Genomic DNA, 13,937 nt, shown 5'->3' with positions numbered 1-13,937 from the left:
TTGCCCCATTCCATTGGTTTAGGGCCATTTGTTATAGGCCGTATTGGTCATTAACCTAATATTACAATGAATCAAGAAAACACCTTATCTCCCACCCAACGTCTTTGGCGACTGTTAAACCCGGATCGAAGGGAGATTACCAATATTTATGTCTACTCCATTTTTAATGGATTGGTCAACTTATCGCTGCCCTTGGGTATCCAAGCCATTATTAACCTGATCCAGGGTGGTCGGGTGAGTACTTCTTGGGTAGTCCTCGTAGTCATGGTAGTGTTGGGAGTTGCCGTAACTGGAATACTCCAAATTTTTCAGCTGAGGATTACAGAAAATCTGCAGCAAAAAATCTTTACCCGATCGGCATTTGAGTTTGCCTACCGAATTCCTCGAATTCGAATGGAAGCTCTTTATCGCCACTATGCACCGGAATTGATGAACCGATTTTTTGATACCATTTCGGTTCAAAAAGGATTGTCTAAAATTCTGATCGACTTTTCAGCGGCTGCCCTTCAGGTAATTTTTGGCTTGGTTCTGCTTTCCCTTTACCACCCCTTCTTCATCATCTTTAGTTTTATTCTGGTGGTGATGGTTTATGCCATTTTCAGGCTTACCGGAGCTCGGGGATTGCGCACCAGTTTGGCAGAATCGAAGCATAAATACGAAGTGGCTCACTGGTTAGAAGAGTTGGCCCGAACGAATACCACCTTCAAGCTTGCCGGTAAAACGAACCTTCCTCTGGCTCGAACAGACAAGCAGGTGGATCATTACCTCACAGCACGTGACGGGCACTTTAGAGTATTGGTTCAGCAATATTCTCTTATGGTCATCTTCAAAGTGTTAGTGGCTACTGGGCTTCTTGCCATTGGAGGGATATTGGTGATGCAACAGCAAATGAACATTGGACAGTTTGTGGCCGCCGAAATCATCATTCTATTGGTTATGACTTCAGTGGAAAAGTTTGTACTCAGTCTGGAAACCATTTACGACGTACTTACCTCCCTGGAAAAAATTGGTCAGGTTACCGATTTGGAGTTAGAATCGGACGAAGGATTGGATTTGAATGAGCAATGTCGTGAACCAGGAGTTGCGGTAGAATTGGATCGCGTGGGCTTTACCTACCCGGGTAACAGACAACCTACCTTAAATGACCTTTCCTTAAAGATTGCTCCGGGTGAAAAGGTATTGGTGACTGGTGAAAATGGTTCCGGGAAAAGCACCCTACTTCAGATCATAGCAGGATTGTATCAGGTGCAAGAAGGCGTATTGACTTTTAATGGCTTTCCCAAAGGAAATCTTCATCCGACTTCATTAAGGGCGGTTATTGGTGACTCCCTTTCTCAAGAGCAATTGTTTGAAGGAACGGTACTCGAAAATATTACCATGGGTCGGGAAGCGGCCACTTTTGAAAATGTAAAATGGGCCGTAGAGCATTTAGGACTTTCCCATTTCATTAATCGGATGCCCATGGGCTACAACACCGTATTGGACCCTGAAGGGAAAAGGTTACCCAAGAGTGTGGTGCAGAAAATGCTTCTGGCTCGAAGCATTGCCGACCGTCCAAAATTGCTTTTGCTGGAGGATACATTTGAATTGGTCGAAGTATCTGAACGTCGCCGGATTATTGACTTTTTGACCAATCCAGAAAATGGATGGACCCTGGTAGCCGTATCCACCGACCCCTATTTGGCTCGTCGATTTGATACAGCCGTGTTGCTGGAAAAAGGAAGAGTGACTTCTATTGACATTCCCAATATCCATCAATTTTAAAGCATCGAACCATGTTAAATATTTCTCAAAAGAGTGTGACTCCCTACATTGACAGGGAAAAATACCCAGCATTGAATGGGATTGAGAGCCGGAAATCCAATCGGGTTGTATTGAGTTTACTGGGTATGGTATTTCTGATCGCTTTCATTTTGTTGTTGTTGCCCTGGACCCAGAACATTCGTTCTCAAGGGCAGGTTACCACCCTGAAGCCCGGGCAACGTCCACAAACGATTCATTCCGTTATTGCCGGTAGAATTGAGCGTTGGTATGTACAGGAAGGTGATTATGTGCAACAAGGAGACACCATTATGTATATCTCCGAAGTCAAGGACGAGTACTTCGATCCTCAACTGTTGGGCCGTACCGAATCTCAAATGCAGGCCAAAGAGCAATCGGTTTCCTCATACCGTGAAAAGGTGAAGGCCCTGGATGCTCAAATTGAAGCCTTGGAGAACATGCAAACCCTGAAAAGAACCCAGGCGACCAATAAGGTAGAACAGGCTCGATTGAAAATGGTTAGCGATAGCATCGATTTCGAAGCCGCCCGGATCAACGAGTCCATTGCATTGAAACAGTACGATCGAATCCGTCAGTTGGAAGAACAGGGACTTAAGTCAAAGACCGAACTTGAAAACAGAAAACTGCGCCTTCAAAAGGCTCAGGCTGGGGCTGTGGCTGCTGAAAACAAATGGCTGACCAGTAGCAACGAATGGGTGAATAGCCAGGTAGAGCTTAATGCGGTAAATACTCAATACCAGAAGGATATAGCCAAGGCTCAGTCTGACAAGTATACAGCCATGTCCAATCAATTTGATGCAGAAGCCAGTGTGACCAAATTGCAGAATCAGTATGCTAATTACTCCGTTCGAACTGGACTGTATTACATCACAGCTCCTCAAGATGGATATGTTACCCAAACGATTCAATCCGGAATCGGGGAGACTCTGAAAGAAGGCGAAGCCATTTTGAGCATTATGCCAGCTAAATATGACCTTTCCGTTGCCATGTACATCGATCCTATTGATCTCCCACTCTTGGATAAAGGACAGGAAGTGAGAATTCAATTTGACGGTTGGCCTGCGATTGTGTTTTCCGGTTGGCCCAATACCAGCTATGGAACCTACGGAGGTGAGGTCTTTGCCATTGACAATTTCATCAGTGATAACGGTAAATACCGAATATTGGTTAAACCTGATCCCAAGGATCACCCCTGGCCAGATGCGTTGCGTGTTGGTTCTGGAACCACCAATATGGTATTGCTAAAAGATGTGCCGATCTGGTACGAGCTGTGGCGAAACATTAATGGGTTCCCACCTGATTATTACAAACAGAATCCGTCTAAAGACGCGGTACATATTACGGGAAAATGATCCGATACTGTGCGTTGTTTTTGACCTTGTTTGGGTTAGTTACTCAGGCAACCGGTCAACAGGATAGTACCGTTTTGAGCTTCGATCGATTTTTGAATCAAGTTCAGCAACATCATCCTGTCGCTATTCAAGCTTCTTTGCAAGAGCAGTATGGTAAAGCCAGTCTCCTGAATGCACGAGGTGGGTTCGATCCAAAGGTGTTTGCCGATGTCCGCCAAAAGTATTTTGATGGGACCCAATATTATGCCCTGGGTGGCGGAGGACTTTCGGTTCCAACCTGGTTTGGTTTGGAATTTAAGGGAGGTTATGAGCAGAATCAAGGAGTATATCTAAATCCGGAACAGACGACACCTCGGGCCGGACTCTGGTATTTGGGCCTATCCGTTCCATTGGGTCAGGGATTGCTCATGGACGATCGAAGAGCGCAATTGAAGCAGGCTAAAACCTTTGGGCAAATAACCCTGGCCGAACAGCAGCTCATGTTAAACAAGTTGCAACTCGAAGCAGGTAAAGTTTACTGGGATTGGTTTGTTAGCTTTCATACGCTTAAAGTTTATCGGGAAGCCCTTCAATTGGCTCAATTGCGATTTGATGCCGTTCGTGAAGGAGCTCTCTTAGGTGATCGTCCTTCCATCGATACCGTTGAGGCAGGAATCCAGGTTCAAAATCGCCAGTTGGTTTACCAACAAGCCTTGCTTATGTGGAGCAATTCCTCAGCCTTGCTCGAATCATTTTTGTGGGGCGATGGAGTCATTCCTTTGGAACTGGATTCCACCACTATCCCGAACCCTTCCAAGGATCTGTTCAAGGGGTAGAAGAACCATCCGAATTAAATGCTTTGGATAGCCTTATGGTTAATCATCCGGCCTTGAGAAAGTCCCAACTTCGGATCGATCAAATGGAAGTGGAGCAAAAGCTAAAAAAGGAACAGCTCAAACCCGACCTCCGGTTGAAGTACAATCCTATAGCCGAGGCCAGTAGTGCCGGAATCGCAGAAACCTATTCTCTGGCCAATTATACCTGGGGCGTGTCATTCAGTATGCCTGTGTTTTTGAGAAAGGAGCGGGGAGATGTGCAATTGATGCAACTAAAAATTCAAGAAGCCGAACTCAAATTGAGTAACCAAAATGCCCAATTGAATTATGCGGTAAACGCTTCCTTCAATGAATGGAATACAACACGGCTTCAGGCCGAAATCTACGGGCAAAACGTAGAGGATTACCGAGCGCTTTTAGAAGGGGAGAAGAGACTGTTCAATTCTGGAGAAAGCTCTCTGTTCATGGTAAACGCTCGGGAAGTAGGCTACATTGGTGCACAGATTAAATGGATTGAGGTTTTGGGCAAAGGCAGGAAAGCCGCCCTGAAGACCGCATTTGCTCTGGGCACGTTTGAATTTTGAATTCTGAAATCCCAATTCTGAATTTCGATTCTCGTCTATCAAATCTCGCTTCTCGTTTCTCGAATCTCGTTTCTGTACTTGAAAATTCAGAATTCAAGATTCAGAATTCACAGAATCCCTATTATTGTATTCGCCCAAAAAATTCACAACGATGATTACGAAAGTTCCTACCGATTTAGAGATTGCACAGGATGCGTCCATGCAACATATTAATACTATCGCTGAGAAACTCGGAATTCCTGCCGATGATCTGGAGCACTATGGAAAATACAAGGCGAAACTTCCCTTGGATTTGATTGATGAAAGTAAGTACCAAAACAACAAGTTGATTCTGGTTACCGCTTTGACTCCGACTCCTGCTGGCGAAGGAAAAACCACAGTTTCCATTGGGTTGACCGAAGGGTTAAACAAAATTGGTAAGCAGGCTACCGTTGTGTTGCGGGAACCTTCATTAGGACCCGTTTTTGGAATTAAAGGTGGAGCCGCCGGTGGTGGTTACTCTCAGGTAGTACCAATGGAGGATATCAACCTTCATTTTACCGGAGACTTTTCGGCCGTTGAAAAAGCGAACAATCTCCTTTCCGCTTTGATCGACAACAACCTTCAGAGCAAAACCAAGAATTTGAATTTGGATCCACGCCTGATCTACTGGAAACGGGTGATGGACATGAACGATAGGGCCTTAAGAAACATTACTATCGGATTGGGTGGAGTGACCAATGGCGTTCCTCGTCAAGACGGCTTTAACATTACTCCAGCATCAGAGGTAATGGCCATTCTTTGTATGTCGAACGACATGGAAGATTTGAAGCGTCGTTTAGGTAATATTTTCGTTGGTTTTACCCGTGATCGCAAACCGGTTTACGCCCGTGATTTGAAAGCGGAATCGGCCATGGCTATTTTGTTGAAAGATGCGATTAAACCAAACTTGGTTCAGACCCTGGAAGGCAACCCAGCAATTATCCACGGTGGACCATTTGCTAACATTGCTCAGGGAACCAATACCATTATTGCTACTAAAATGGGGCTATCCCTTAGCGATTATGTAGTTACCGAAGCCGGTTTTGGATCAGATCTGGGTGCTGAGAAATTCCTGGATATTAAGTGTGGATACGCTGGATTGAAACCGAAAACCATCGTATTGGTTGCTACTATTAGAGCATTGCGTCACCATGGTGGAGCCACCAAGGATGAGTACGGAGATATTTCTTTGGAAAGAGTACAGGCCGGTTTTGCAAACCTCGAGAAGCACATTGAAAATGCCCAGCAGTTTGGAATTACACCAGTGGTTGCTATTAACCACAGAACAGGTGACGGCGAAGATGAAATTGCTTTCGTGCAGCAGGCGTGTGAGGCCATGGGCGTAAAAGCCGTGGTAAGTAAAGGTTGGGCAGAAGGAGGAAACGGAACAGCCGCTTTGGCTGAAGCTGTTGTAGACAACATTGAAAATGCCGGTAACGACTTTGCTCCACTTTACGATTGGAACCTATCCGTAGAAGAAAAGGTAGAAATTATTGCCAAGAAAGTTTACGGTGCCGATGGAGTCGATTTCCAGGGAAAAGCAAAAACAGATTTGAAGCGCATTTACAACTTAGGATTGGATAAGCTTCCTATTTGTATGGCTAAAACCCAAAAGTCTTTCTCCGATAACGACAAGCTCATTGGCCGTCCTACTGGATTTACCCTGACCGTAAGGGAATTTGAAATCGCTGCCGGAGCCGGATTTGTGATTCCAATTACCGGAGCCATGATGCGTATGCCAGGATTGCCAGCAACTCCTGCATCCGAAGGCATGGATATCGATGCCAATGGGGTGATTTCAGGGCTGTCTTAAATCAAAAAACACAATATAGAATTGGAAGAGGCGTACTACGGTACGCCTTTTTTGCGTTAAATCAATCTCTGAATTACGTACTTTTGCCCAGTCATGTCGCTCGCTTCTTACAAATCATCTCGTATCCTTTGGATCGCCCTTTTGGGGGTGATGGTACTTTCGTTTGAGGCCTGTAAAAAGGAAGAAGAGTTTGAAATTGTTGAAGAAGAAACTCCCGTAGATACGACTCAGTACTGGGTGTTCGCTGAACAATTTACTTCCAACAGCGATTGGGAGCTTAGCGTGAATGATAGCCTGGTACCCACTTCGGCAGTAGGAAATGGCAATTTGCATTTATCCTCCTCCCAAGGCACGGGTTGCGTGCGTAAACGATTGAAGCGTCCGATTACTATTCCCAGTGAATTTCGTTCAGGGTTCTGGAGCAAGCGGGTAGAAATTGAAATTGATCTGGTGAACTATGATCAAAATGCGATGGGCTACGCCCACGGTTATTTAGATCTGGGAGGTAAACGAATTACCATCAGTTTTACCAAAACCAATACTCCCGTTAAGGCCAAGGCGATCGTCGAAAATGATACCATCGTTATCGAAACCGATTTGGATGAAAAGGACCAAAGCTATCCCGGGGTTTATTTCATAATCGAAGAACCGAAAGAAACCGGCGATCAAATTCAATTCCTGGCCAGTGCCTGTGGTGCCGACCTTTATGCTGCGGCCAGCATTCATATCCAGCATCTTAGAATCCGTCGCTTTTTGTAATTCGACGGTTCCCATTACCTCCATCAACGTTTTTCAACAAAAGGCCTAATCAACGGCCAATAATATTTACATTTGCCGGCTTAAATCGGATTAAAAATTGTTCCTATGAGCACATATGCCCGGATACAAGAATTATTAGGAGATAAAGCGAGTTACTTACTCGACCACACAAGCCAGACGATTGCCAAAGAGGACATCGCTCAACCCAACCCGGATTTTGTTTCCGGTGAATTCATTCAGTCAAACCGAAGCAACCAGGTATTGAACAGCCTGGCCAGATTGTACAATCATGGACGCTTAGGTGGTTCTGGATACTTGTCTATCCTTCCGGTTGACCAGGGAATTGAGCACTCGGCTGCGGCTTCTTTTGCTCCAAACCCTCGTTATTTTAACCCCGATAATATCGTTGAGCTGGCTATCGAAGCTGGATGTAACGGAGTTGCTTCCACGTTTGGTGTTTTGGCTAAATGCTCTCGTAAATATGCCCACAAGATTCCTTTCATTGTAAAGATTAATCACAATGAATTGATGACTTATCCCAATACCTTTAATCAGATTTCTTTCGGTTCCGTTGAGGATGCCTGGAACATGGGTGCTACCGCTGTTGGTGCAACTATCTACTTTGGATCTGATCAGGCCGAGCGCCAAATTGTGGAAATTGCTGAGGCATTTGAGCGTGCTCACGAATTGGGAATGGCTACCATTCTATGGTGCTACTTGCGTAACTCCGGATTCAAGAAAGACGGTGTAGACTACCACACTGCAGCTGACTTGACTGGACAAGCAAACCACATCGGTGTAACTATCCAAGCCGATATCATTAAGCAAAAGATGGCTACCAACAACGGCGGATTCAACGCTGTTGGCTTTGGTAAGACCCACGATAAAGTATACAGCGAATTGTCCTCTGATCACCCCATTGACTTGGTACGCTACCAAGTGGCAAACTGCTACATGGGTAAAATCGGATTGATCAACTCAGGTGGTGCTTCTGCAGGAGACTCTGACTTGCAAGAAGCCGTAATGACAGCTGTAGTAAACAAACGTGCTGGTGGTCAAGGATTGATCATGGGACGTAAAGCCTTCCAAAAACCGGTCGCAGAAGGAGTTAATCTAATTCAAGCGGTTCAAGACGTATACTTGGAGTCTCAGGTAACGCTCGCTTGATTTTCTTTAATTTTATCCGGTTAATGAAGGACGCGTATGAGTTGGTTTAAAAGGATGAAGCAAGGGGTGAACACCCCAACCAAAGACAAAAAGGAAACTCCTGAAGGACTTTGGTACAAATGTCGTCAGTGTAAGCATGTAACCCCATCAGAAGATCACGCCACCAATGTGTGGGTATGTGAAAGCTGTGGGTATCACGAACGTATTGGATCCATTGAATATTTCCGTATCCTGTTTGACGAGAATAAGTTCGATGAATTGAATCGTAACCTTTCTTCAGGCGATCCCCTGGAGTTTGAGGATACTAAGAAATACACGGACCGTTTGAATTCGTCCAAGAAGAAAACAGGATTGGTAGACGCTATTCGTACGGCTACGGGTAAGCTGAAAGGCCATGAAGTGGTAATCGGCTGTATGGACTTCAATTTTATTGGAGGTTCCATGGGTTCAGTTGTGGGTGAGAAAATTGCCCGGGCTGTTGATTACTGCATTGAGCACAATCTTCCCTTCATTATGATTTCTAAATCAGGTGGAGCTCGGATGATGGAGGCTGCCTTCTCGCTGATGCAAATGGCGAAAACTTCGGCAAAATTGACCTTGTTGGCTAAAGCAGGTCTTCCTTATATTTCCTTGTTGACTGATCCTACTACCGGAGGTGTAACCGCATCTTACGCTATGTTGGGTGATATCAACATTGCAGAACCTGGCGCATTGATCGGTTTTGCAGGACCTCGTGTCGTTAAAGAAACCATTGGAAAAGAACTTCCTGAAGGATTTCAAACCTCTGAGTTTCTGGTGGAACACGGGTTCTTAGATTACATTGTAGAAAGAAAAGATTTAAAGACGAATCTGGCTCAAATGATTCGTCTATTTAAAAATTAAAATTATTTTCCGACAGACTCAAAATAAATGGCTACATTTGCACCCTTAATTTTGAGACGGATAATTTGTTGATAGATATGTATTTAACAGCAGAGAAGAAAAAAGAGTTTTACAAGCAGTTTGGAGGTTCAGAAACCAACACGGGTAATGCCGAGGCACAAATTGCCCAATTTACCTTTAAAATTGCTCACTTGACCGAGCACCTAAAAAAGAACCGAAAAGACTTTAATACTCAGCGCTCGCTGATTAAGATGGTAGGAAAGCGGAGAAGTCTGTTAGACTACCTGAAGCACCGAGATATTGAAAGATATCGTAAGGTGATCAAAGACCTGGGATTAAGAAAATAATCGTACGCTATACGAAACAGAAAAGGCAATTGAAAAATTGCCTTTTTTGGTATATTGACCTTTCGTTTCCCACTAAACAAGAGAATAAATTAAAATAGATGAATAAAATAGGAACAACCCACACATTTGAAGTCGACGGGCAGGAGATTACCCTCGAAACGGGAAAGTTGGCCAAGCAGGCAAACGGATCCGTAGTTGTGAAATGTGGTGGAACAATGTTACTGGCTACGGCAGTTGCCGCAACGGAAGCCAGAGAAGGGGTAAACTTTATGCCTCTTACGGTAGATTACCGTGAAAAATTTGCAGCCGGAGGACGATTCCCTGGTGGATTTATCAAAAGAGAAGCTCGTCCTTCTGACGTTGAAGTATTGACCTCTCGTTTGATTGACCGTGCTCTTAGACCTATGTTCCCTGAAGATTTCCATGCGGAAACTCAGGTGTTGGTTTATCTGATTTCAACAGATGGCCAAACCATGCCAGACTCATTGGCCTGTTTAGGTGCCTCTGCAGCTATTGCTGTTTCAGACATTCCTTTTCAGGAGCCTATCTCCGAAGTACGCGTTGCTCGGATCGATGGACAGTTTGTGATCAACCCGACTAAAGATGCTTTGGAAAGCGAAGGAACCGATATCGATATCATGGTTGCTGCTACCAAGGATAGCATCGTAATGGTGGAAGGTGAGATGAAAGAAATCTCTGAAGAGGAAATGCTCGAAGCGATCGAAAAAGCTCATGATGCCATTAAGATTCAGTGTGAGGCGCAATTGAAATTGGCCGAAATGTTTGGCGCTCCTAAAGAGAAGCGTGAATATTCACACGAAACTCACAACGAAGAACTTCGTCAGCAAGTACACGCTGCTTGTTACGATAAAGTATATGAGTTAGCCAAAAAAGGTACTTCTAAAAAAGAACGTGGCGAAGGTTTTGCTGCGATCCGTGAAGAGTTCAAAGAAACTCTTAGCGAAGAAGTATTGGACGAATGGGGCGGCTTGGTAAATGAATACTACCACGATGTAGAAAAAGAAGCCATGCGTAACATGATCTTGAATGATCGCGTTCGTTTGGATGGTCGTGGAACTGAAGATATTCGTGCCATTTGGTCAGAAGTTGATTACTTGCCTTATACACACGGTTCTGCAGTATTTACCCGTGGAGAAACTCAGTCTTTGACTACCGTTACTTTGGGTAGCAAAACGGATCAGCAAGACATCGACGGTGTTATGCACCAAGGTTCTGAGAAGTTTATGTTGCACTACAACTTCCCTCCATTCTCAGTAGGAGAAGCCAGAATGATTCGCGGTGTATCTCGTCGTGAAGTAGGTCATGGTAACTTGGCTTACCGTGCATTGAAGCCAATGATTCCAGACGGAGCAGATAACCCATACACAGTACGTGTTGTATCTGATATCCTGGAGTCTAATGGTTCCAGTTCGATGGCTACTGTTTGTGCCGGTTCTTTGGCCTTGATGGATGCTGGTATCAAAATTCCTAAGGGAGTTTCTGGTATCGCCATGGGATTGATTTTGGATAAATCAGGTAACTACGCTGTATTGTCTGACATCTTGGGTGATGAAGATCACTTGGGAGATATGGACTTTAAAGTGGCAGGTACCAAAGACGGTTTGACAGCTTGTCAAATGGATATCAAAGTAGGTGGTTTGACTTACGAGATTATGAAAAACGCCTTGGCTCAGTCCAAAAACGGTCGTTTGCACATTCTCAATGAGATGAACAAAACCCTTGAAGTTCACAACCCAGATTACAAACCACACGCTCCAAGAATCGAGGAAATGACTATTCCAAAAGATTTGATTGGTGCTGTGATTGGCCCTGGTGGAAAAGTGATTCAGGAAATCCAAGCCGAAACCAATACCACTATCGCTATTGAAGAGGTAGACGGTAAAGGAATCGTTCAGATTGCTGCTGTTGGCGCTGAAGATATGGATCAGGCATTGATGCGTATCAAAATGATCGTAGCTGTACCAGAAGTAGGTGAAACTTACCAAGGTAAAGTGAAGTCGATCCAGGCTTACGGAGCATTTGTTGAAGTGTTGCCAGGTAAAGACGGTTTGTTGCACATCTCTGAAATTGACCACAAGCGGGTTAAAGATGTGAACGAATACCTGAAAGAAGGTGACGAAGTGGAAGTGAAAATTATCGGCATCGATGAGAAGTCAGGTAAAATGAAGCTTTCTCGCAAAGTATTGATTCCAAAACCGGCTCAGCAAGATTAAGCAAGAACTGGTTGATTGATATAAAGAAAAGCCCTTCGAATTCCGAAGGGCTTTTTTATTACCCATACTCATCCGGATTTGCAATCCGGATGTCTGAGCCTCGGATTTGTAATCCGAGAAGTCATAGCAGATTACATACTGAGTTTGCGACCTCATGAACGAAGGGAGCAATCCGCATCTTTAGCTATCGGATAACATATCCGAAAGAATTGAGCACTTGTTGGCTATTGAATAATTATTATCCAGCCCCTTTTTTACCTAACAAATTTTACTTTTGAAGCATGAATAAACCGGTGATTGCTCCGTCACTATTGGCGGCTGATTTTGGGAATTTACAACGCGATGTAGAAATGATTCAACGCTCCGAAGCCGAGTGGCTTCACATGGATGTGATGGATGGAGTTTTCGTACCCAACATTTCTTATGGTCCTTCTATTATCAAGAAAATGGCCAGCTACACCGACAAGTACATCGATACGCATTTGATGATCGTTGACCCAGATCGCTACATTGAAGATTTTCGCCAAGCCGGAACTCACAACCTCACCGTACACTATGAAGCTTGTACGCATTTGCATCGCACCGTAGCGGCTATCAAAGATGCCGGAATGCAAGCTGGCGTTTCTCTAAATCCACATACCCCGGTTCATCTGCTTAACGACATCATTGGTGACCTGGACTTGGTTTTGTTGATGTCAGTTAACCCGGGATTTGGGGGGCAAAAATTCATCGAAAATACCTACTCCAAAATCACCGATCTTAAGAATTTGATTGAGCAAAAGAACGCTTCAGCCAAGATTGAAATTGATGGTGGGGTAAACAGTGGAAATGCTGGAAAACTTGTAGAACACGGTGCCGACGTGCTGGTTGCCGGAAGTTTTGTCTTTCGATCGGAGAATCCTGAACAGACCATCACAGATTTAAGAAATTGCGTCGCCTAAAATTGAATGTCATGAGAAAGCTTTTTTGGATTGTATTTGCCATCACCTTTGTTGCTTGTAATTCTGTGCCCATTACGGGACGTAAGCAGCTCAAATTGGTTAACAACAGTGAACTTCTGCCCATGAGTTTTGGCCAGTACAAAGAAGTGTTGGCTGAGAGTCAGCTGTCCAACAATTCGGAGCAGGTTCAAATGATTAAAAGAGTAGGAACTCGTATCCAACAAGCTGCCGAAAAGTACTACGCCGATCACGGAATTTCTTCGAAACTCGATGGCTATGCCTGGGAGTTTAATCTAATTGAATCCGAGCAGGTAAATGCCTGGTGTATGCCCGGTGGAAAGGTGGCTTTTTACACTGGAATTCTACCCGTTTGTAAAGATGAAACTGGAGTGGCAGTTGTTATGGGGCACGAAGTGGCCCACGCCTTGGCGAATCACGGAAACGAAAGAATGAGCCAGGCTATGGTTGCCAATATGGGTATCGGAAGTTTGTCTGCCGCCATGGGCGAGAACCCAACGATGACCAAGCAGATCTTCATGCAATCGGTAGGAATGGGAACCCAAGTAGGTATGCTTAAGTTTTCTCGTAACAATGAATCTGAAGCCGATCACATAGGATTGATCTTGATGGCTATGGCGGGTTATGATCCCAATCAGGCCGTTGAATTCTGGCAACGTATGGATGCGATGGCTGGCGGTGGACAGCCTATGGAGTTTATGTCGACTCACCCTTCACACGACACCCGTGTTTCTGATCTCAAGGCTTTGATGCCTGAGGCCATGAAATACTACAAGCCCTAATTACTGAAGGTTAGCGCCTGTTTATATCCTCTATTTTAAAGGAATCCACTTCGAATGTTTTAGCCTTGCCGTTTTCGGTGAGGTAGAGAATGACCTTTTCCTCTGACGAGTCGCAACTTCTTTCTGAGGCAATCTGCTCTTTTCGCATAGATGCCTCGATTAAATAGGTCCCTTCGGAATCCATTTTCTGGAGTTGCATGGAGCTACCCGATTTGACCAGAGAAAAACCCACATTATAGCAGGTTTGCCCGTCTCTCACAATCACACTATCTATTTGAGCGAGCTGTGCGCTTTTGCGTAGTATTTCGATGGAGTATTGACGATAGGCCGGAGCAGAAGGGACTCCAGGGCGTATGTTTTGTTTGGACGCCTGTGTGATTTGAGAGCTATTACAGCCCCAGATCAGAACAACGATTAATGGAATTAGAAGCTTTTTCATC

At 44.6% G+C, this 13,937-nt stretch carries 13 protein-coding genes; 12 read left to right on the top strand and 1 reads right to left on the bottom strand.

Features of this window, described 5'->3' with window-relative positions:
- Nucleotides 1–66 precede the first annotated feature (66 nt).
- From KFE98_01960 to KFE98_01905, 12 genes are all read left to right on the top strand, one after another.
- Nucleotides 67–1,764: an ATP-binding cassette domain-containing protein gene (locus KFE98_01960; GenBank protein UTW62947.1), complete on the top strand. Its 1,698-nt coding sequence runs from the start codon at nucleotides 67–69 to the stop codon at nucleotides 1,762–1,764.
- A gap of 11 nt (nucleotides 1,765–1,775) precedes the next feature.
- The gene (locus KFE98_01955) at nucleotides 1,776–3,134 is read left to right on the top strand and encodes an HlyD family efflux transporter periplasmic adaptor subunit (GenBank protein UTW62946.1); all 1,359 of its coding nucleotides are present in this window, start codon (nucleotides 1,776–1,778) and stop codon (nucleotides 3,132–3,134) included.
- Nucleotides 3,131–3,949: a TolC family protein gene (locus KFE98_01950; protein ID UTW62945.1), complete on the top strand. Its 819-nt coding sequence runs from the start codon at nucleotides 3,131–3,133 to the stop codon at nucleotides 3,947–3,949. Before KFE98_01955 ends, KFE98_01950 begins: the two co-directional genes overlap by 4 nt.
- 53 nt (nucleotides 3,950–4,002) lie before the next feature.
- Nucleotides 4,003–4,533 (top strand): TolC family protein, encoded by a 531-nt coding sequence (locus KFE98_01945; GenBank protein UTW62944.1) that lies wholly within the window; start codon nucleotides 4,003–4,005, stop codon nucleotides 4,531–4,533.
- 151 nt (nucleotides 4,534–4,684) lie between these two features.
- Nucleotides 4,685–6,367 (top strand): formate--tetrahydrofolate ligase, encoded by a 1,683-nt coding sequence (locus KFE98_01940; protein ID UTW62943.1) that lies wholly within the window; start codon nucleotides 4,685–4,687, stop codon nucleotides 6,365–6,367.
- 93 nt (nucleotides 6,368–6,460) lie between these two features.
- The gene (locus KFE98_01935) at nucleotides 6,461–7,126 is read left to right on the top strand and encodes a hypothetical protein (GenBank protein ID UTW62942.1); all 666 of its coding nucleotides are present in this window, start codon (nucleotides 6,461–6,463) and stop codon (nucleotides 7,124–7,126) included.
- Between the two features lie 105 nt (nucleotides 7,127–7,231).
- Entirely contained in the window at nucleotides 7,232–8,293 is a 1,062-nt protein-coding gene (locus tag KFE98_01930; protein UTW62941.1) for a class I fructose-bisphosphate aldolase, read from the top strand.
- 36 nt (nucleotides 8,294–8,329) lie between these two features.
- Nucleotides 8,330–9,175, top strand: a complete 846-nt coding sequence (locus tag KFE98_01925; GenBank protein UTW62940.1) for an acetyl-CoA carboxylase carboxyltransferase subunit beta — start codon at nucleotides 8,330–8,332, stop codon at nucleotides 9,173–9,175.
- Between the two features lie 77 nt (nucleotides 9,176–9,252).
- Entirely contained in the window at nucleotides 9,253–9,522 is a 270-nt protein-coding gene (rpsO, locus tag KFE98_01920; protein UTW62939.1) for a 30S ribosomal protein S15, read from the top strand.
- A 98-nt stretch (nucleotides 9,523–9,620) separates the two neighbouring features.
- Nucleotides 9,621–11,756, top strand: a complete 2,136-nt coding sequence (gene pnp, locus KFE98_01915; GenBank protein UTW62938.1) for a polyribonucleotide nucleotidyltransferase — start codon at nucleotides 9,621–9,623, stop codon at nucleotides 11,754–11,756.
- A 281-nt stretch (nucleotides 11,757–12,037) separates the two neighbouring features.
- Nucleotides 12,038–12,697 carry a ribulose-phosphate 3-epimerase gene (locus KFE98_01910; GenBank protein ID UTW62937.1) on the top strand — a complete coding sequence of 220 codons (660 nt, stop codon included), beginning with the start codon at nucleotides 12,038–12,040 and terminating at the stop codon, nucleotides 12,695–12,697.
- 11 nt (nucleotides 12,698–12,708) lie between these two features.
- Entirely contained in the window at nucleotides 12,709–13,497 is a 789-nt protein-coding gene (locus tag KFE98_01905; GenBank protein ID UTW62936.1) for a M48 family metallopeptidase, read from the top strand.
- A 10-nt stretch (nucleotides 13,498–13,507) separates the two neighbouring features.
- On the opposite strand, the gene KFE98_01900 is transcribed toward KFE98_01905, so the two are convergent.
- The gene (locus tag KFE98_01900) at nucleotides 13,508–13,936 is read right to left on the bottom strand and encodes a hypothetical protein (protein ID UTW62935.1); all 429 of its coding nucleotides are present in this window, start codon (nucleotides 13,934–13,936) and stop codon (nucleotides 13,508–13,510) included.
- Nucleotide 13,937: the final 1 nt, after the last annotated feature.

The sequence above is a fragment of the bacterium SCSIO 12741 genome (assembly GCA_024398055.1).
Taxonomy (GTDB): Bacteria; Bacteroidota; Bacteroidia; order Flavobacteriales_G; family Salibacteraceae; genus SCSIO-12741.
The sequence above is the reverse complement of the archived record's forward strand: the minus strand, read 5'-3'. Positions and strand labels throughout refer to the sequence as shown.

Excerpts from the sequence above, each read along its gene's own strand:
- KFE98_01960 (UTW62947.1), top strand. The coding sequence starts at position 67 with ATGAATCAAGAAAACACCTTATCTCCCACCCAACGTCTTTGGCGACTG.
- KFE98_01955 (UTW62946.1), top strand. The coding sequence starts at position 1,776 with ATGTTAAATATTTCTCAAAAGAGTGTGACTCCCTACATTGACAGGGAA.
- KFE98_01950 (UTW62945.1), top strand. The coding sequence starts at position 3,131 with ATGATCCGATACTGTGCGTTGTTTTTGACCTTGTTTGGGTTAGTTACT.
- KFE98_01940 (UTW62943.1), top strand. The coding sequence starts at position 4,685 with ATGATTACGAAAGTTCCTACCGATTTAGAGATTGCACAGGATGCGTCC.
- KFE98_01935 (UTW62942.1), top strand. The coding sequence starts at position 6,461 with ATGTCGCTCGCTTCTTACAAATCATCTCGTATCCTTTGGATCGCCCTT.
- KFE98_01930 (UTW62941.1), top strand. The coding sequence starts at position 7,232 with ATGAGCACATATGCCCGGATACAAGAATTATTAGGAGATAAAGCGAGT.
- KFE98_01925 (UTW62940.1), top strand. The coding sequence starts at position 8,330 with ATGAGTTGGTTTAAAAGGATGAAGCAAGGGGTGAACACCCCAACCAAA.
- rpsO (UTW62939.1), top strand. The coding sequence starts at position 9,253 with ATGTATTTAACAGCAGAGAAGAAAAAAGAGTTTTACAAGCAGTTTGGA.
- pnp (UTW62938.1), top strand. The coding sequence starts at position 9,621 with ATGAATAAAATAGGAACAACCCACACATTTGAAGTCGACGGGCAGGAG.
- KFE98_01910 (UTW62937.1), top strand. The coding sequence starts at position 12,038 with ATGAATAAACCGGTGATTGCTCCGTCACTATTGGCGGCTGATTTTGGG.
- KFE98_01905 (UTW62936.1), top strand. The coding sequence starts at position 12,709 with ATGAGAAAGCTTTTTTGGATTGTATTTGCCATCACCTTTGTTGCTTGT.
- KFE98_01900 (UTW62935.1), bottom strand. The coding sequence starts at position 13,936 with ATGAAAAAGCTTCTAATTCCATTAATCGTTGTTCTGATCTGGGGCTGT.